Source organism: Halococcus saccharolyticus DSM 5350 (genome assembly GCF_000336915.1).
Lineage (GTDB): Archaea > Halobacteriota > Halobacteria > Halobacteriales > Halococcaceae > Halococcus > Halococcus saccharolyticus.
The window spans coordinates 112403-127332 of sequence record NZ_AOMD01000002.1 but is presented as its reverse complement, the minus strand read 5'-3'; the positions used below and the strand labels follow the sequence as shown (position 1 = coordinate 127332).

Here is a 14930-nt window from a genome sequence, read left to right as displayed (position 1 = left end):
CGGCGATCGACGATAACGACATCTTCCGCGACCGGCGCGTGTCGCCCGACCTCCGGGTGCGCGAGTTGGTGGCGGCGGGTATCACGACCGATAGCATCATCGATGGGGCTGGCGTCACGCACGATCAGGCACTCGCCGATCTCGCCGACGTGCGGACGGACAGCGAGATTACGGGCGTCATCAACGACGACGCGGATCACGGCTCGCGGACGGCGGGCGTCGGTGCGAGTCACGATTACTGGGACGCACTCCAAACCGTTGCAACGATCAACGACGAGGACGAGCTGACGGTCAATATTACGGGCGATGCGGATATGGTGGACGGGCTGCACGGCCGCGACCTCGCAGAGGTTGGCCACAATCACGACTCACGGTATCTCAACGACGCCAACGATACCGTCGCCGAATCGAATCTGAATTTCGACCCGTTCACCTATTCGGAGTACCTCCAGACGCTCGGAGAGGTCGTTACCTCAAGCGACGAAACGCTGACTGGCGGCACTGATCCCGCTCTGAAAATCACGCTACAGGAAGTGACGCCCGTTAGCGACGCAAACCTTGATGTCGAGGTTCGCGTCCCCTCACAGCCAGGTTTTGCGGCTGACTACGGTTACTCGACGGAGTTCGAGCAGATCTGGGACGACTCGGCGAGTGCATGGGATGTCGAGATCACTGTCTCATGGGGCGTGAACCCTGGCAGTGGCAACGATGTCCCCGTCACCGTGGACGTTATCGAACGCGGTGATCGGACCGACCCGTTGCCCGCGGGCTCAAATCCGAACGACCACACCAACCCCACCTACGACAGCGACGAGGACGGCACGATCGACGCGCCGATCGACAGCCCGTCGGTTCATGCGGGGGAGCTATTTATCGGCCACCGCTCCTCAGAAGTCCCCGACAGTGAGATAGATACTGGCGAGACTGTCTTTTACGTCCGAGACGACGGTATCCTCTACAAAAAACAAAGTGGTGGCACAGAAACTCAGGTTGGTGGGAGTGGGTCTGGAACGGACTCCCGTGTAAACGTCTCCGAAGACGGCGCTCAGGTGCTTGCCAACGCCACTGACCTCAACTTTACTGAAGCGAACGCCGCTACCGTCTCAGTCACGGACGACGGTGATGGATCTGTGAGCATCGAAGTCTCGGCCACCGATACGGACACCCAACTCGATCCCACGTCGCTCCAGAGTGGCGGTGCAAACGAACTCTCAGTCACGGGACTATCGGGCGATCTCGCCGACGCTCAGGACCCGAAGACCCACGACAATGGCGCACACTCAACGGCGTACTCGTCGGAAGGGCATGATCACAGTGGCGAGACGATCAACCCCGACACACTCGCCGGGATTGCAGATACTATTGTCCGTTCCACGTCCGAACTCGAATCGGCATTCAACAACCTCGCATACGGCGAGACTGTCTATATCGCCCAGCCAGCAACCCCCTATCGTCCCTCACAGTGGTTAGACATCGACGTCGATGGCGTGACGGTCATTGCACAAAATCAGTTTGCCGAAGACGGACAGCCGTGCATCAAGGTTGCGGATAACGCCAACGTCGGCGGAATCCGTGTCGGAAACTCGACTGCCGTGAGCGATGTGGAAATCCGTGGCGTCGGTGTTCATGGTAATGACACAAACCAAGACCAGACCGTAATCCACCTTCACGGGATTTTCCTCGTCAACGCCGCCGACTCACGGGTTGAGCAGTGCTTCGCAACACGAACTTCCCCGTACCACGTCCACAACGACGGCGGGAGTGGCATTGCTGCCGCTCACAATTGCGACCGTATCACAATCGCCGACAACTGGACCGACGACGTGGGCGACCGTGGGATTCAGACTGCGGCGACGAACGTCTCAGTCATCGGGAACTACCTCTCGAACGGGTTTGATAGGTCAATCGCGCTCGATATGGAGGAGGGGGCGGCGGGCGATAGCTACGGTGGTTCCAACACCATCGTTACGGGTAATGTTTGTTATAATAACTCCGAAGGGTCATTCATAGGCCTCTCTGGCGGCGGTTCAAACTCGCCCCAAGAGAACATTTCTATCGCTGAGAATGTCGGGTATGACACGCATCGGACCCTCGTTAGAATCCGCCCCGGCGCGTCGGGGGTTGTCAGACGCAACATCACCATCGACGGGAATGTTAGCACCGACGGCACTGGCCACGCTATCGCCACCAATACCGGAGGTGGTGAGATCCAGAACCTCACGGTATCGAACAATCAACTCAGTAGATGTGGCGGCCGGGGAATATCGATCGAATCGGGGGCAACAGGAGTGGTCATATCTGGCAATGCCGTCAAAGATCCAGGGTCCGATGGCATACGGTCGGCCGCTTCTGATACTTCGATAACTGGAAATTATGTTGTCGGGGCAAGTGCGCATGGTCTCGGATGTGCTGCTGGGGGGCAGACCGTCACAGGCAATCATGTGAAAAACGCCGGGAAAAACGGTATTACGGTTGATCTGGGAATGTCGAATCTGGCTATCGCATCGAATATCATCAACGGAACCGGAAAGCATGGGGTTGGCTTCGCCGGGGAGTCCCAGTACTGCATTGTTGGATTCAACAACATCCGAGGGCAGACGAATGCGGGGATAAAACGCGCTGGCGACTACACGACCTACATCGGGAACGTTCTCACGAATTTTACAGGCACAATCGGAACGAACAGCAAGGATGTTGGCAACATCATCCGTTGACCGATAGTTGGGACGTATCTGACAATCGAACCGTCCTGCCGTTCTCTGGAATCAATCTGCGATCGCCGTCGAATAGCGCCACGAACCACCGACGCGATTCTCATTCACATCCATCCAATGCCATCTGAAGATCCTGACGAAAGCCGGCCGATCGTCCTTCGACCGAAAGAAGAGTTCTACGCGCCAGTCTATCCTGCGCTATCAGACGCGCCAAGTATAGAGGGCATCACCGTTGCGATCGACGGCAGCGGCGCGGACCCTGCCGGCATCTATGACTACATCGGCGGGCAATGGAGTGGTCCTCACGGCGGCCCCTCAAATCTCCCCGACAGTATTATCGACGAATCAACCACCGTCGCAAACACCGAGAGTTACACCTTCGAGGAGTATCTTACGGCCACCGAGGACGCCAGCGACCCGAAGCGTGTCAACCTCGATGTCGACACCAGCACCCTCGACACGCGCTACCTCAAGCGCGTCAGCGAGGACTTCGAGGTGCACCCCCTCAGCGATCCTGGCTCGGACGCCCCAGCCACACCGCAGGGCTTCCGCTTCGAGCCGGGGCCGGCGTCGGCCGCCGCGCAGGGTGGCTACTTCTACGCCGACTCACCCGACACAATCACGTCCACGCAGTCGTTTGGCTGCGATTTCGTCAACACGACTGCCCCGGACGGTAGTACGATCTCATCCAGCACGTGGGCACTTGCGACGGAGTACGCGGTGGGTGCGGGCGGGCACGATCTCTCGGTGTCTGTCTACGCCCGGCCGACGGCCGACTACACCGCATACGACGACGGCCAGACACACAGTGATAGTGAGACGTTCACCGGTGAGGACGATGCCTTCATCGACGTGCGGTGTTACGACAGTTCGCTTCAGCCGCTCTCGCTCGCCACGACGACGCAGTATTCGGCCACAGCGTCCGAGCAATACTTCGCCGCCGGCAACACCACGAGTCTCTCGGGGTCGACGTGGGTGTCGCTGACGCATACGGCTTCGCTGCCTGCCGAGGCGACCTTCGTTGAAGTGCGCATCCAGACTGCCGACAACAACGATATGTGGGCTTCGCGTGGTACTGTCGGCTCGGGCAATGCGTCGATACTGTTCGACGACTACAACGCGACGTATGCGGCGGGTCTGCGACGCTCGGCGGTGCTCGATCACGACCACGATACGGCGTACTACCCGCGCTCGGAGGCTAACAATCAGTTCATCGATGAATCCGACGAGTCTACTCTGTCCGTCGCATCGGCAGATGCGGCCACAACCGCTCAGGGCGTGGACTCCTCGGGCACGTCGGCGGGCGACATTCTCACACCGAACAGCTCTGGCGGGACGCAATGGCAGGCGAATACCGGCATGTGGCGTGTGGTTGATGAGGCGTCACTAGCGTCAGGAGCGCCAGCCGACCAGCGTGTGACTGGTGGCGTCGGCGCGAACGAGTATCGCTTGCTCTACCGTGTCGAGACGACCTCAAACACACAAGTCATCTCCCTGCGGGCAAATCTAAACAGCACGCAGAACTACTATAATCTCACTCGGCAGACATCGGGCCTCCGAGAGTTTTCCGAGACGACGTGGCATCTCGCCTACGCGGAGAACTCTCACCATGTTGCCGGCCGCGTCAACCTGAGTGCCTCGACCGGCGGCGATGCCGACTGGATCACGATGTCGCATCAGGGCAATCTCGTTGGTTCCGGCCGCGAGGAGGGCGTGCGTGGCCATCTCGAAGAGGCATATGATGACATCAACATAGTCACACTCCTGTCAGGCGGTGAAGTCAACGGCGGCGAGATAAAGCTTCTCGCGCGGAATATCTGAGTTAGCTCTCAGAGGTTGGCTTGCGTTCGCGTCGGCCCACCGTCAGCGAACACGTCGGCACCATGCGGTGTCACGTTCCACGCCGCCGTCGAGAATCGCCCGCGGCCAATGGCGACAATGCCTGCGATCCCATTGCGAGTGCCGATGACGTTGTTGTTCAGCAGCCGAGTGCGCTTCGCCGCCGTCTGGAGTTCCGCAGCACCGCGCTGACGGCAGTTCCGCCAGAGGTGGTTGTTCTGCGCGACAGACTTGAAGGCCCCGTTGAGGCCCGCCGCTTTGTATCTCATCGGCGACTCTATTGGGTCGAACTGGACGCCCGGTCCGCCACAGTCCCAGACGCGATTCCCGCGCACCCACGTCCGCGGGGCGTTCACGAGCACGCCAGCCCCGCCATACCCGGCGAGGTGGTTGCCCGCCACCGTCGAGTGGGGCGCTCGCACTTCGATGCCAGGGTGCGTCGAATCCGACCCGTCGCCGATGTTCCCCCTCACCATCGTATTCGTCCACTCAGCCGTCGAATTACAGTAGATGAACCGGCGGTGGGTTCCGGTGGCGATGTTACCGGCGATGAGAATGCGCTTGGGCGCGGAGATCTTCCGGCCAACGCCGATCACAGACCCGCGGCCGTTGCCGGCACAACGGTTGTTGACGATGGCGATGTCCTCGCCGGGTTCGACCGAGATCATCCGATCGAAGCCGTTCTCTGAGAAGTTGTGCGCGACGTACCCGTACTCCCCCCAAGCGTTGATGGCTCGATCGCCGATGTGGTCGAAGTCGTTGTTGAGAACGTCGTAGGCGTCGGTATCGCGGCCGATGATGACGCCCGAGTTGCGGGCGTTGTGTTTGTGATACGGCGTCGTCCGTCGGATGTCACAGTTCCGGATCGTGATGCTATCGACGGCGAACGAACCGATGCCGAACCCACCCTCTGACATGGACTGTTCCGAGGGGTTGCCGTGGTGGGAGTAGCCATCGATCGTCACGTCCTCGACGCGGCGGTGCTTGCCGACGCGGAGGCCGCCAACGTTCGCCCCGCCGGCGGGCTTGACGAGTGGGAAGGCACCATCACAGACGACGGTGACGCCCGACTGGTCGATATCGAGCCACTGCGTCGTACGATACGGGGCGTTCTCGTCGGTGATGCGGACGCGATCTCCCGGTTTGAGGGTGCCATCGGGCCGGAATGTCGACTGTAACTCATCGAGCGTCGTGATGACGCGATCGGGGGTTGCGGTTGCGTCTGCACTACCGCTCGACTGCGCCATCGTGGTGCCGCCGAGAAGCGATCCCGCCGCAAGCCCCATCGACGCGAGAACCGACCGCCGTTGCATGTTTCCTAACAGGTGCGTGTTGCACTAAATACTACCGAACGGCGGCCAGCACCAACGGCCAAACACGAATCCAATCATGCCCAAAATCACCATTAGCACCCGAACCGACGAGTGGAACAGCTACCGATTCCGCGCCACTGGCAAGATCGACGCCGAGGCATCGCAACTCAACGACCACGACGAGGTCGACGGCACGGAGATCGAAGGACAGGTCAGCTCTGGCAAGGACACAATCGTCTTCGATGGCGTCCCGCTGGACTTCGCGGCCGACCAGCCCTGGCAACTCGACTGTCGCCTCAATATGGGCGGCGGTGCCGAGCGGGTGGTGCCGCCGTTTCTCAACGCCGCTGAGTTCGAAATCAAATCGCAGGGCTGTCACTACATGCTCTCGGTCGCCGAACCGGGCATGATCCTCCGCGGCGGCGGCGCGGAGTGGAACGACAACGTGCTCACGCAGTCGAACACGCTCGCGGCGGGCAACGTCAAGGGCGGTAACGCCGACTCCTACCGCATCTGGCCGTTCACGCAGGTGAGCGTCGTGGCCGATCAACCCGCCAAAGCGCGGTTCAAGGGCTCCGAGCGAGGGTGGCAAGACGTGGAGGTATTCAGCCCGCCGATGGAGTTCTGACGATGCCCATCAACGACCGCTTGATCGGTGGCCCCCACTCGGCGCTGGGTGGTGAGCGCACGTCGGACAGCGGCGGCGCTGGCGGCGTCTCGGGGTCGCCGCGCCAGACCGACCCGAACGAGAAGCACTTCGAGAGGAGTGGTTTTGAAATCGTGGAGGTCGCGGCGAGTGAGATCGCCGACCTCTCCAACGACCGCAAGGAGGTGGCCTTTTGCATCGTCGATGACGACGAGGTGCGCGGCGGGTGGAAGATGTCCGACCCGAACGCGGTCTTTGCCCGCTCGTCGGACGACATGGAACTCTCGCTCGGCGATCACTTCGCCGGGGCGGGACGCCTCCTCCAAACCGAGGACGAAGCCGAGGGCGTCGAGCTGCGTGGCTTCGGCATCGATGCCCGCGAGGATGGCAAGGGCGTCAACTTCTCGTTCAACCGCGGCGGCCGGATGCGCGACGTCACCGTCCGTGGCGAGGGCGACGCAACGACCGACTGGGGCTGTGGCATTTACTGTAAGATCCCCAGGGGGCAGAAGGTCGTCCTCGAAAACGTCAACCAGCCCGGCGGAGCGTCGCGGAACACTGCCACCGATTCGACCCACGACTCGATCGGTGCGTTTCTGAACGCCAAGTCCAACGGTGTCCTTGAACTACACCACTGCGAGTTCGGCGGGTTTCCGAATAATGGTCTCTACGGCGAGCCGTGGAAGAAAAACCATGACGGGTACGTAAAAGTCTACGATCACGTCGGCTACAATAGCGATAGAGACCAGCTCCGCGTCGGCGGCCCCTCGATCATCGAGAACCCCACCCTCTACGTCGACGAGTCCAAGCCAGGCTTCGACAACCACCGCGGCATCTGGTTCAAGGCTGCCAACGGCGCTCGCGTGACGGGTGGCTCGATCAAGACTTTCCCCGGTTCGGATTCGGGGTCGGCGATCCGCGTCCAGTCGAGTTCGGCGGCCGTCGAGATCGAGGACATCGACATCGAACTTCGCGGGACGGACTATCGTGCCCGTGGCGTGCTCGCCTTCTCGCCCGACGACCGGGCACGGCGGACGGGTGACGTGTCGGTGACGGTGCGGGACTCCCGCATCCACGGAGACGCCCCCACCCGCGACGGCGTGCTCATCAAAAATCGGCCTGGGTCGAAGGTCGTGGACACTGAGATCGACCTCCCGAACGTGGACGAAAGCAACTACGTCGACATCCGCTGACTCCTTCTTAGCAAACCCGTCTTCCCCGGTCTAACCCCCACCTTTTGGGCCGGAGAATGGTACTCCAGAACGCGCTAACAACCAGTGGCAACACTGACGGCCTCGTTCCTCAGATCAATCGTGGCAACTCAGCAATTAGTAGCAACACACCCGCCCCCACGAGGATATAGGTGACGTAAAACAGCAACCCTATCAGGTGTGACATAGCCCTCAGCGGAGTTCTCGCTACCCATCGTCTTGGTCGAGAATCGGCTCGATCTCCACACGGTCGCCACCGAGAGCGTCGTGACCTTGCAGTAATGCGGCACGCACGCTCGCGTCGCCATCCGCCCCGAGCATGTTGAGCATCTTCGCAGCCTTTCGGAAGCGATACCGTGCTTCGGCGATCCCTTCGATGACGTCCTGGTGTTCGTCCCAGATGTGCTCGCCAGTGGTGTAGACACCATCACCCGTGAGCCGCCGTGCCGGTCCGCCACAGATCGGGCACTCGCGGTAGTTGGCATCGGATTCGTGCATCCCACCGCCGAACGTTCGGATTCCATCGTCGTCTGTCATCGGAACTCCCATTCGCCAGCGCCGTCGCCCATCCAGCATATTTTACAGTCCATGCAGTAATCGCCGAAGTCCGATCCTGGTTCCATCGGGCCTCCACACTCGGGACAATCTTTTATCATTGATCTAGTAGTCCGTCGGATTTAGCAAAGTTCGTATCGCCTATCCAACCGAATAGCAACCTTTTTTGAACGGAGTGGTGTTCTAAGGTGTTGCATCCCTTTAGTTACTTCATACCACTTCACGTCCAGTCTATCGGATAGTTCGTCGTGAGACAACGGTTCATCTTTTTCTAACTCTTTTTTGATCCGGTGAGCAATTTCTTCGGGGGAGTCGTCGTTTTGTTTACTCATTGGTATATTAGCCCGTCCTATCTAACAGGGGGGAACGAAGGGTTCGTACTCGCCCGTTCGTTCAACCTTCCGCCATGCTTGTATCTGCTTCGCGGCATACTTTTTCGCCACGCCTTCGGCGTTTTCCCATAGTTCACGCTCCGAATCCGTCAAATCGTCGGGCAAATGGTGGCGATAGTGGCTGTAATCAGGTGGCGACCATTGGGTTAGCCCGATATTCTCGACGGTTTGTGATTCGCGGATTAGCGCCCATGTCTCGTCATTGATTCGCAAAGTCCCTTCGGGAGAGCTACCGTCAGGCATCGTCGTAGAGCCTCCCATCGAGGCGGTGTCGGGGCTTCCGGCTCTTCACGATCACACCGACCTGCTCAATTTGCTCTCGCGTCAGCTCGACGGTGAGCGGGTTGAAGATTCGCCACTGCATCATAGCTCCCGGGGAGTCCTCAGCCATCGTTTTCCACTCTCACAACGGACCCAGGGTTGCCTGAGTAATCTTCTTTTGCTGCCGGTACGTCGCTCGCTGTTTTTACTAATATCCCCTGGTTCTGACAGTCGAGACAGAACCGGGCGGTCTTCGTTCCGTCGTTCCCAACGACCTCGATTTTCGTGTGTGCTCTCATGTCGACATCACCGCGACAACTCGCGCATCGAGGACTCTTCTCTTGAGATTGTGCGTTGTCAGTCATCGTTGAGGTACTCCACGAATAGCATCCCGTCCGTCTTCAGTTCGTGCTCAATGCCACTCTCGAACTCGGTGTGGTTGAACGGTTCCGTTATCAGGTGGTAGCCGTTGGGCGTCTCTTGGACCCGCCGCAGCTCCGTGTGGTCGGTTAGCCCGCTGGTGATCGAGTTCAGCGCGAAGCGTCTCGTGTCGTCGACGTCGAACAGGAACAGGCATGGATCATCGGCGTTCTCCGACTTCTGGAGATCCGACATCCAGTGACCTCCTACACGCTTTAGCTTCCGGGCCACGGCGTCGTCGCCGGCCACCATGTCCCGAGACCAGCCGTTCATGCGCTCGCGGAAGTTCCAGTACCCTGAGCGCATATCCCGAGCGTTCACCGTCACGTAGAGGCGGAAGTTAGCCCCCTCGCCGCTATCGGTACGGTAGCCACGCGCGAGGGCGCGGAGTTTGTCGTACTTCCGCCGGATGTCTCGCCCATCCTTGACGACCTCTCGAAACACGATCTCGCCGGAGCTGGAGAGGTGCTTGTTCTCCTTGCGGCGGGCGATCGCCATGAGCAGATAGGCCCGATTCTCTCCGAACACGCAGTGCTCTCGGAGGATTTGAGGGCTCTCTGCCGAAGGGTTGTCAGTCGGCATCGTCTACCTCCCGCCGGCACCGCGAGCACACTCGCAGGCCGTACATCGTCGTCCGGATCAGTGCGCCACAGCACGCCGATACGCCCTCTCGATCGCGGACCTCGTCGCGGATCGCACGTTTGAGGACCGGGAACAGCGGCGATCCGTCCGTCATGTCTAACGCTTCGTTTGCGAGGGCATCGAGGTGGGCGTGGCGCTCTTCCAAATCGTCGGTGAGCACACCGCTGGCCATGTGGCGGTTCTCGTCGACCACTTCCGCGGCCAACTGTTCTAGCTCTCTTCGCTGTGTAGCAGGGTCACTCGTCATCGTCATCGAACCTCCAGTTCCCATAGTGCAACCGCCGGTCCGGGCATTTGGGACACTCAAGCTTGATTTGCACCTTCTGAGTGCTCAGATACTCCACTGTCGTCTCGTAGTCATGAAGCTTGAGACAGCCCCGGAGAGTGTGTCTGCTCGACTGGTTCTCCGGGTCGTCGTCCGCGAGGTCGTTGCCTTGGTTGAGGGCGTACTCTTCGGTCATCGGTAGGTCCCCGTCCCCTCTGTCACAGGTCGATCACCTGATTCAACGGGACCGAATCGACGTGAACGCTTCCGAACGTGTCGACGTCTTCGGCTGCCTGCTTGGCTGCATCTTCGTTCGTGAACGCACCGATGACGTCGTGGGTCCCCTGGCTGTTCCCATCCCATAGGAACAGCAGATACACCTCCTTCACGAGATCGTCACTCATCGGGATGCTCCCACGCCACCACTTTTTCGGCAACCCCGAGCACGGTCATCGATCCCTCGTTGTCGGGCTCTCCTCTGCTGAGGTGGCCGTCCGGCCTGAGCGTGACCCAGTCGCCGTCGTTGGCTAAACTCAGCCAACTGTTGTGTTTGGAGATCCCCTCGAAGGTCCCGAGGACGGGCTCGTAGGCATCGTCGTAGTGGATCGTGATCGGGTCGGTCTCGTGCCCCGAGAGGTCCCCGACGATCTGGTATCCGAGGGCGTCGTAATCACCTTCCCACCGCTCTCGCACCGGATACCCGTCGTGCAGCCTCTCTTCGACGGAGTTCGCACCGTCACTCATCGTTCACCAGCTCCAGGTAGTCCTCGATCTCGCTCAGGTCGTACCGCGTCACGTCCGACCAGTCCGTGCCGTCGTGGTAGGCCACGGCCGCCGCGTCGCCGGCGTGCTGCTCGGAATCAACGCGGTCGACGCGCACGCTGTTGCGCTCCACGAGGTCGTAGTCCTCGCGGCACAGGTCCTCCGTGAGACGACGACCCTCAGCCGACGGACCGGGGCTTGTGAGCATCTGCATCGTGCGGCTGAGGCGGGCCGTCGCGCGTGTGAACGACGACAGCATGTTGTCCATGAGACTGTCCATCGTCTTGCCGAACTCCTCGAAGCTCATCGACGGCCCCCTGTTGGCTCTGTATCGCTCATGCTGCCTCCGTGAGTAGCGACTGCTTCGGCGGGGGGTTCTGGTATGCCGACTCCACCGCGTCGAGGATGTTCTCGGAGAGCTCCCGCGGGACCTTGGCTCGCTCGGCGCTGTTGTCGACGCCCACGGCGCGCGTGCGACTCTCGTCCCGGAACGTGTTGACCTCCCGTGCGTTCGAGACGTGGCAGTTAGGAGCGCCGCCGCACTTCCGATACTCCATCGGCGGGTGTCGACCCCACAACTGGGTCGGTTTCTTGAACTCGCTGCCGTACTGACAGTAGTGGACCGTTCCGACCGAAGGGCCGATCAACTTCCCGAGCATCCCCTGCGGGTTTTCCATGAACCACCAGTCCGGGGAGAGTTCCTGCACCAGCCACATCGTCCGGTAGACGATCGCAACGGATTCAGCGATACTCTCCCACTCCGGTAGGTGCTTCGGCCGCCGTCGCTCGCTATGATCCCACTTCTGCGTGATGCACGCAACCGAGAAGTCCGTGCATGGCGGGGACGCGAGCACCAGGTCGGGGTCGGGGAGGTCGTCGGCCTGGAGCTCCATCACGTCCGCGCAGATGTCCGGATCGAACTCGTCGTTGAGGTCGACCGTCGTCACGCGCCAGTCGGGCGAGTCCTCGAACGCCGCCGAGAAACCACCGAGTCCGGCGAAGAGATCGAGACAGTGACGGCTCTCATCTGCCTCTGTTTCAGGCATGGCCCACCTCGCCGTGCCCCTCGTTGAACACTTTGTCATGCCCGCAGTACGGACAGTAGCTCGGATGGCGGCGAGCGTAGAACCGCTCTCCACAGTCGCCACAGTACGATTTCAGTACGCCGTCCGGGTAGTGGTGGCTCTCGTTTTGCGATTGCTCAGTCATCGAATGTCTCCGTTGTGCGCTCGTCCTCATCCAGTTCGAGCCCGTTCTCTATTGTGCGGAGTACCGGCTCCGCGTCCGCTTGAAGCAGCCGATCTGCCTCCTCGTCTTCGAGAAGCGCGCGGAGAGCAGAGGCTACCACCTGCCACTTCCACCGCTGGTTGACGATCTCGATTTCCTCGTGCCGGCTCTCGTTCAGAGAACCGTCGCGTGACTCAGGCATCGGCGGACTCCTGGCCGAATTTGTCCGGCGGGCAACTGTCGCACGCCTCGTCGGGGCCACAGGTGCAGTCCGCGTCATAGCGTGTGAGACGTCGGTCGAGCACCTTCTGGACCGCCCCGGCGCTTTCTCGAAGCGAGTTGGGGTTCTCCCGGTCGCGCTCCACTACTTCCGCAAAGGCGATCGTCTCAGTTAGCACCCAGCGCGGCAACTCGCATTTCACCCTCTCATGCGGTCGCCGGACGTTCTGGTCGCGAACGCTCTCGGTTAGCTCTGTAGCGGAGTCACTCATCGTCACGCACCTCAAAAATCCGCTTCCACTGCCGGTGGACCTCGTGCCGGATGTCCTCGGGCGGACCCTCCCAACAGACGTAGCAGATTAGCGGCTCGCCGGGTTCCTGTCCCCACTCACCCTCCGTCTGGCACTGTGGACAGTCCGGGTAGGTGATCCCCAGGCGGCGCTCCAGTTCGCGCTGTAGCTTCCGAGATCGGCTACTGAGAGCGTCGTCAAGATCCACGTTGAAGTTGTTCTCAAAGACCGCCGTCGTGACCTCTTTCGCCTCGCGGCGCATCGGCTCGATCGCCATCGTCGACGGCGAGGGGCGCTCGTGGACCTCCCGCCAATCGAGGTCTTCCGTGATCGGCGCGTCGGCGGACTTACTCATCGATGAACGCCTCCCGAAACCGCAGGTCGAGTTCAATCTCGCGCCGGCCGCGCTCGGTCAGCTCGTAGGAGTTCGTCCGGCGGTCGACCACGCCCTTCTCGACCAGCCCGCGCTGGATCAGGTCGTCAAGGTTCGGGTACAGCCGGCCGTGGTGGATCTCCTTGCCGTAGTGCTGCTCCAACTCCTCTTTGATCCCGAGACCGTGGGGATCGCCGAGTTTTGCGATGACCGTCAGCAGGTCGCGCTGAAAACCAGTTTCGTCGCTCAACGCCAGTTCGGCAGCCTCCTCGGTGGTTGCCATACACAGTACGCTTACATCTCCATCTCAATAAACGTATCGGGAACCGATACATCCGCGAGGCGTCAGTGTCAGTCATCCCGCCGTATCCGTATCGTTTTGTAGCCGGTCTGTGGACTAGCGGGGCATGAGAGAGACCACGATCCGGCTGGACGAGGAGTTGATCGAGGATTTGGACGACGAGGCCGACGAGAAGGGCATGACGCGCTCGGCGTACATCCGCCAGATACTCACGCAGCGCCCCGAGGTCTCGCCCACTACTGCCGAGTCGCTAAAGGAGCGGCTGGACGAAGTGGAGGAACGGATCGGCGAGCTGGAGGACGGCTAATGCCACGAAACGACGACCCCACACGACTCCAGATTAGCATCCTCTTCGGCATCGCCGGCCTCGATGATCCGTCCGGAGCGGACATTGCCGATCATCTGGAGGGCCGGCATCAGAATCGCAGAGACGCCTATTATCGCAATCTGGACAAGCTTGTCGACCGCGGCATGGTGAACAAAAACAGACCGGACGCCTCGAAGCGGGAGAACGTCTATACCCTCACGGACGAGGGCGAGGAGATGGTGATCGAGGATATGGAGTGGCGGCAGGAACAGGTACTTTCGTACTTCGACTGACGGCCTTGGGCGCGGGACTGTGCATGGCCGCGGCTAAGGAATGTAGTAAGAACGCAGTGGGGAAGTGCCCACCGCAGTCCTATCCGTTTCACACAACGACCCTCGCTAGTAAAAGCCCTTCGCCGCGAGCAGTCTGATGTACGAGGTCGTCAGGGTAGCTTCGGATCTTCCAGTTCGTGCTCGGTTCCCTCAGCGTGCCAGTGACGGCCTTCATGATCGGGCTGGTCCCGCTCGTACACGTGGATGCGGTACGCCCACAGTTCGTCGTCTTCGACGCTCAACTCGATGCTCATGCCGAGCGGCTCGTCCGTCTCTTGACGCGCACGATCGAGGTACTGGTGCGCGGTCATCCGGATCATCCGGTACTGCTCTGGGTCTGGTAGTTCTTCGTTCATGGTGTTCTAGAGGTAGTTCGGAGTTATCGCGGCGTTTCGACGGCCAGTCTCTTCCCACACTGTCCGCAGCGGACCTCGCCGTCTCCACGGTACTCGATCTCATTCCCGCACTTGCACGTCATCGTGGGTGTGACCTCTTCGGGCTTGGAGTCGATCTCTTCCAGAGACTTGCCCTCTTCCCAATACTCCCTTGCTTTACGAACCCGCTCCGGGGTCGGTAGGCCGTCAAACGGGCAGTCGCGCCACCCCTCTTTGAGACGACTGACTCTGAGTGCTGGCTCGCCATGCCGATTCTCGGTGAATCGGAAAGTCAGCTCGTCGTCACCCTCAATCGCTTTTTGGAGTTCGTCCGTACCCTCTTGATACTCGGGGAGCACAAGCCCCTCTCCGGGCCGATACTCGAACCCCAAGTATAGGGTACAGATGGTTTCTGTGTGATAGTTGTAGTGCGCTGGCCGATCCGTCTTAGTCAAGTCTTCTGTTTTGATTGTCGTGTTCATGGGCT

Annotated in this window: 24 protein-coding genes; 6 read left to right on the top strand and 18 right to left on the bottom strand. The window is 60.5% G+C overall.

The features are described from left to right. Nucleotides 1-38 precede the first annotated feature (38 nt). The gene (locus C449_RS00860; RefSeq protein WP_161606420.1) at nt 39-2714 is read left to right on the top strand and encodes a right-handed parallel beta-helix repeat-containing protein; all 2676 of its coding nucleotides are present in this window, start codon (nt 39-41) and stop codon (nt 2712-2714) included. A 117-nt stretch (nt 2715-2831) separates the two neighbouring features. Further along, nucleotides 2832-4535 carry a hypothetical protein gene (locus C449_RS00855; protein WP_006075977.1) on the top strand — a complete coding sequence of 568 codons (1704 nt, stop codon included), beginning with the start codon at nt 2832-2834 and terminating at the stop codon, nt 4533-4535. Between the two features lie 8 nt (nt 4536-4543). Here C449_RS00855 and C449_RS00850 read toward each other — a convergent pair whose 3' ends face one another. Next, a complete protein-coding gene (locus C449_RS00850; RefSeq protein ID WP_049913789.1) occupies nt 4544-5866 on the bottom strand; it encodes a right-handed parallel beta-helix repeat-containing protein in 1323 nt (440 codons plus the stop codon). A 76-nt stretch (nt 5867-5942) separates the two neighbouring features. Here C449_RS00850 and C449_RS00845 point away from each other — a divergent pair, with 76 nt between their 5' ends. Together C449_RS00845 and C449_RS00840 are read left to right on the top strand one after the other, a co-directional pair. Further along, a complete protein-coding gene (locus C449_RS00845) occupies nt 5943-6494 on the top strand; it encodes a hypothetical protein (protein WP_006075974.1) in 552 nt (183 codons plus the stop codon). Nucleotides 6495-6496: 2 nt separating this feature from the next. Beyond that, on the top strand, nt 6497-7705 hold the full coding sequence (locus C449_RS00840; RefSeq protein WP_006075973.1) for a hypothetical protein: 1209 nt from the start codon (nt 6497-6499) through the stop codon (nt 7703-7705). A 225-nt stretch (nt 7706-7930) separates the two neighbouring features. Here the strand turns inward: C449_RS00840 and C449_RS00835 are convergent, their stop codons facing one another. The 15 genes from C449_RS00835 to C449_RS00780 all read right to left on the bottom strand — a co-directional run bounded on the left by C449_RS00835 (nt 7931) and on the right by C449_RS00780 (nt 13379). Next, entirely contained in the window at nt 7931-8260 is a 330-nt protein-coding gene (locus C449_RS00835; RefSeq protein ID WP_152415616.1) for a hypothetical protein, read from the bottom strand. Between the two features lie 371 nt (nt 8261-8631). Beyond that, nucleotides 8632-8913 carry a hypothetical protein gene (locus C449_RS17650; RefSeq protein ID WP_152415615.1) on the bottom strand — a complete coding sequence of 94 codons (282 nt, stop codon included), beginning with the start codon at nt 8911-8913 and terminating at the stop codon, nt 8632-8634. Further along, nucleotides 8906-9061, bottom strand: a complete 156-nt coding sequence (locus C449_RS18010) for a hypothetical protein (RefSeq protein ID WP_161606419.1) — start codon at nt 9059-9061, stop codon at nt 8906-8908. The genes C449_RS17650 and C449_RS18010 overlap by 8 nt, the downstream gene beginning before the upstream one ends. A gap of 227 nt (nt 9062-9288) precedes the next feature. Then, nucleotides 9289-9849: a hypothetical protein gene (locus tag C449_RS00830; RefSeq protein ID WP_006075971.1), complete on the bottom strand. Its 561-nt coding sequence runs from the start codon at nt 9847-9849 to the stop codon at nt 9289-9291. A 73-nt stretch (nt 9850-9922) separates the two neighbouring features. Beyond that, nucleotides 9923-10240, bottom strand: a complete 318-nt coding sequence (locus C449_RS00825) for a hypothetical protein (RefSeq protein ID WP_152415613.1) — start codon at nt 10238-10240, stop codon at nt 9923-9925. Beyond that, on the bottom strand, nt 10230-10454 hold the full coding sequence (locus tag C449_RS00820) for a hypothetical protein (RefSeq protein WP_006075969.1): 225 nt from the start codon (nt 10452-10454) through the stop codon (nt 10230-10232). The genes C449_RS00825 and C449_RS00820 overlap by 11 nt, the downstream gene beginning before the upstream one ends. A 22-nt stretch (nt 10455-10476) precedes the next feature. Further along, the gene (locus C449_RS00815; RefSeq protein WP_006075968.1) at nt 10477-10662 is read right to left on the bottom strand and encodes a hypothetical protein; all 186 of its coding nucleotides are present in this window, start codon (nt 10660-10662) and stop codon (nt 10477-10479) included. Next, nucleotides 10655-11002 (bottom strand): hypothetical protein, encoded by a 348-nt coding sequence (locus C449_RS00810; protein WP_006075967.1) that lies wholly within the window; start codon nt 11000-11002, stop codon nt 10655-10657. Before C449_RS00810 ends, C449_RS00815 begins: the two co-directional genes overlap by 8 nt. Beyond that, the gene (locus C449_RS00805; RefSeq protein ID WP_006075965.1) at nt 10995-11327 is read right to left on the bottom strand and encodes a hypothetical protein; all 333 of its coding nucleotides are present in this window, start codon (nt 11325-11327) and stop codon (nt 10995-10997) included. Before C449_RS00805 ends, C449_RS00810 begins: the two co-directional genes overlap by 8 nt. 28 nt (nt 11328-11355) lie before the next feature. Then, nucleotides 11356-12066 (bottom strand): DNA cytosine methyltransferase, encoded by a 711-nt coding sequence (locus tag C449_RS00800; RefSeq protein ID WP_006075964.1) that lies wholly within the window; start codon nt 12064-12066, stop codon nt 11356-11358. Next, on the bottom strand, nt 12059-12229 hold the full coding sequence (locus tag C449_RS18005; protein ID WP_006075963.1) for a hypothetical protein: 171 nt from the start codon (nt 12227-12229) through the stop codon (nt 12059-12061). The genes C449_RS00800 and C449_RS18005 overlap by 8 nt, the downstream gene beginning before the upstream one ends. Continuing rightward, nucleotides 12222-12449, bottom strand: a complete 228-nt coding sequence (locus C449_RS00795; protein WP_006075962.1) for a hypothetical protein — start codon at nt 12447-12449, stop codon at nt 12222-12224. The genes C449_RS18005 and C449_RS00795 overlap by 8 nt, the downstream gene beginning before the upstream one ends. Continuing rightward, nucleotides 12442-12738: a hypothetical protein gene (locus C449_RS00790; protein ID WP_006075961.1), complete on the bottom strand. Its 297-nt coding sequence runs from the start codon at nt 12736-12738 to the stop codon at nt 12442-12444. The genes C449_RS00795 and C449_RS00790 overlap by 8 nt, the downstream gene beginning before the upstream one ends. Beyond that, complete coding sequence (locus C449_RS00785; protein ID WP_006075960.1) at nt 12731-13111, bottom strand: hypothetical protein; 381 nt, start codon at nt 13109-13111, stop codon at nt 12731-12733. Before C449_RS00785 ends, C449_RS00790 begins: the two co-directional genes overlap by 8 nt. After that, nucleotides 13104-13379 carry a PadR family transcriptional regulator gene (locus C449_RS00780; RefSeq protein WP_049913796.1) on the bottom strand — a complete coding sequence of 92 codons (276 nt, stop codon included), beginning with the start codon at nt 13377-13379 and terminating at the stop codon, nt 13104-13106. Before C449_RS00780 ends, C449_RS00785 begins: the two co-directional genes overlap by 8 nt. 157 nt (nt 13380-13536) lie before the next feature. On the opposite strand from C449_RS00780, the gene C449_RS00775 reads away from it, so the two are divergent. Then, complete coding sequence (locus C449_RS00775) at nt 13537-13737, top strand: ribbon-helix-helix domain-containing protein (protein WP_006075957.1); 201 nt, start codon at nt 13537-13539, stop codon at nt 13735-13737. Further along, nucleotides 13737-14030 carry a MarR family winged helix-turn-helix transcriptional regulator gene (locus tag C449_RS00770; RefSeq protein ID WP_006075956.1) on the top strand — a complete coding sequence of 98 codons (294 nt, stop codon included), beginning with the start codon at nt 13737-13739 and terminating at the stop codon, nt 14028-14030. Before C449_RS00775 ends, C449_RS00770 begins: the two co-directional genes overlap by 1 nt. Before the next feature lie 149 nt (nt 14031-14179). Here the strand turns inward: C449_RS00770 and C449_RS00765 are convergent, their stop codons facing one another. Together C449_RS00765 and C449_RS00760 are read right to left on the bottom strand one after the other, a co-directional pair. Further along, the gene (locus tag C449_RS00765) at nt 14180-14425 is read right to left on the bottom strand and encodes a hypothetical protein (RefSeq protein WP_006075955.1); all 246 of its coding nucleotides are present in this window, start codon (nt 14423-14425) and stop codon (nt 14180-14182) included. Between the two features lie 23 nt (nt 14426-14448). Further along, complete coding sequence (locus tag C449_RS00760; protein WP_006075954.1) at nt 14449-14925, bottom strand: hypothetical protein; 477 nt, start codon at nt 14923-14925, stop codon at nt 14449-14451. Nucleotides 14926-14930: the final 5 nt, after the last annotated feature.

Bases quoted from the DNA above. Each gene is read 5' to 3' on its own strand.
- C449_RS00855 (WP_006075977.1), top strand. From the start codon at position 2,832: ATGCCATCTGAAGATCCTGACGAAAGCCGGCCGATCGTCCTTCGACCG.
- C449_RS00850 (WP_049913789.1), bottom strand. From the start codon at position 5,866: ATGCAACGGCGGTCGGTTCTCGCGTCGATGGGGCTTGCGGCGGGATCG.
- C449_RS00845 (WP_006075974.1), top strand. From the start codon at position 5,943: ATGCCCAAAATCACCATTAGCACCCGAACCGACGAGTGGAACAGCTAC.
- C449_RS00840 (WP_006075973.1), top strand. From the start codon at position 6,497: ATGCCCATCAACGACCGCTTGATCGGTGGCCCCCACTCGGCGCTGGGT.
- C449_RS00835 (WP_152415616.1), bottom strand. From the start codon at position 8,260: ATGACAGACGACGATGGAATCCGAACGTTCGGCGGTGGGATGCACGAA.
- C449_RS17650 (WP_152415615.1), bottom strand. From the start codon at position 8,913: ATGCCTGACGGTAGCTCTCCCGAAGGGACTTTGCGAATCAATGACGAG.
- C449_RS18010 (WP_161606419.1), bottom strand. From the start codon at position 9,061: ATGGCTGAGGACTCCCCGGGAGCTATGATGCAGTGGCGAATCTTCAAC.
- C449_RS00830 (WP_006075971.1), bottom strand. From the start codon at position 9,849: ATGGCGATCGCCCGCCGCAAGGAGAACAAGCACCTCTCCAGCTCCGGC.
- C449_RS00825 (WP_152415613.1), bottom strand. From the start codon at position 10,240: ATGACGAGTGACCCTGCTACACAGCGAAGAGAGCTAGAACAGTTGGCC.
- C449_RS00820 (WP_006075969.1), bottom strand. From the start codon at position 10,454: ATGACCGAAGAGTACGCCCTCAACCAAGGCAACGACCTCGCGGACGAC.
- C449_RS00815 (WP_006075968.1), bottom strand. From the start codon at position 10,662: ATGAGTGACGATCTCGTGAAGGAGGTGTATCTGCTGTTCCTATGGGAT.
- C449_RS00810 (WP_006075967.1), bottom strand. From the start codon at position 11,002: ATGAGTGACGGTGCGAACTCCGTCGAAGAGAGGCTGCACGACGGGTAT.
- C449_RS00805 (WP_006075965.1), bottom strand. From the start codon at position 11,327: ATGAGCTTCGAGGAGTTCGGCAAGACGATGGACAGTCTCATGGACAAC.
- C449_RS00800 (WP_006075964.1), bottom strand. From the start codon at position 12,066: ATGCCTGAAACAGAGGCAGATGAGAGCCGTCACTGTCTCGATCTCTTC.
- C449_RS18005 (WP_006075963.1), bottom strand. From the start codon at position 12,229: ATGACTGAGCAATCGCAAAACGAGAGCCACCACTACCCGGACGGCGTA.
- C449_RS00795 (WP_006075962.1), bottom strand. From the start codon at position 12,449: ATGCCTGAGTCACGCGACGGTTCTCTGAACGAGAGCCGGCACGAGGAA.
- C449_RS00790 (WP_006075961.1), bottom strand. From the start codon at position 12,738: ATGAGTGACTCCGCTACAGAGCTAACCGAGAGCGTTCGCGACCAGAAC.
- C449_RS00785 (WP_006075960.1), bottom strand. From the start codon at position 13,111: ATGAGTAAGTCCGCCGACGCGCCGATCACGGAAGACCTCGATTGGCGG.
- C449_RS00775 (WP_006075957.1), top strand. From the start codon at position 13,537: ATGAGAGAGACCACGATCCGGCTGGACGAGGAGTTGATCGAGGATTTG.
- C449_RS00770 (WP_006075956.1), top strand. From the start codon at position 13,737: ATGCCACGAAACGACGACCCCACACGACTCCAGATTAGCATCCTCTTC.
- C449_RS00765 (WP_006075955.1), bottom strand. From the start codon at position 14,425: ATGAACGAAGAACTACCAGACCCAGAGCAGTACCGGATGATCCGGATG.
- C449_RS00760 (WP_006075954.1), bottom strand. From the start codon at position 14,925: ATGAACACGACAATCAAAACAGAAGACTTGACTAAGACGGATCGGCCA.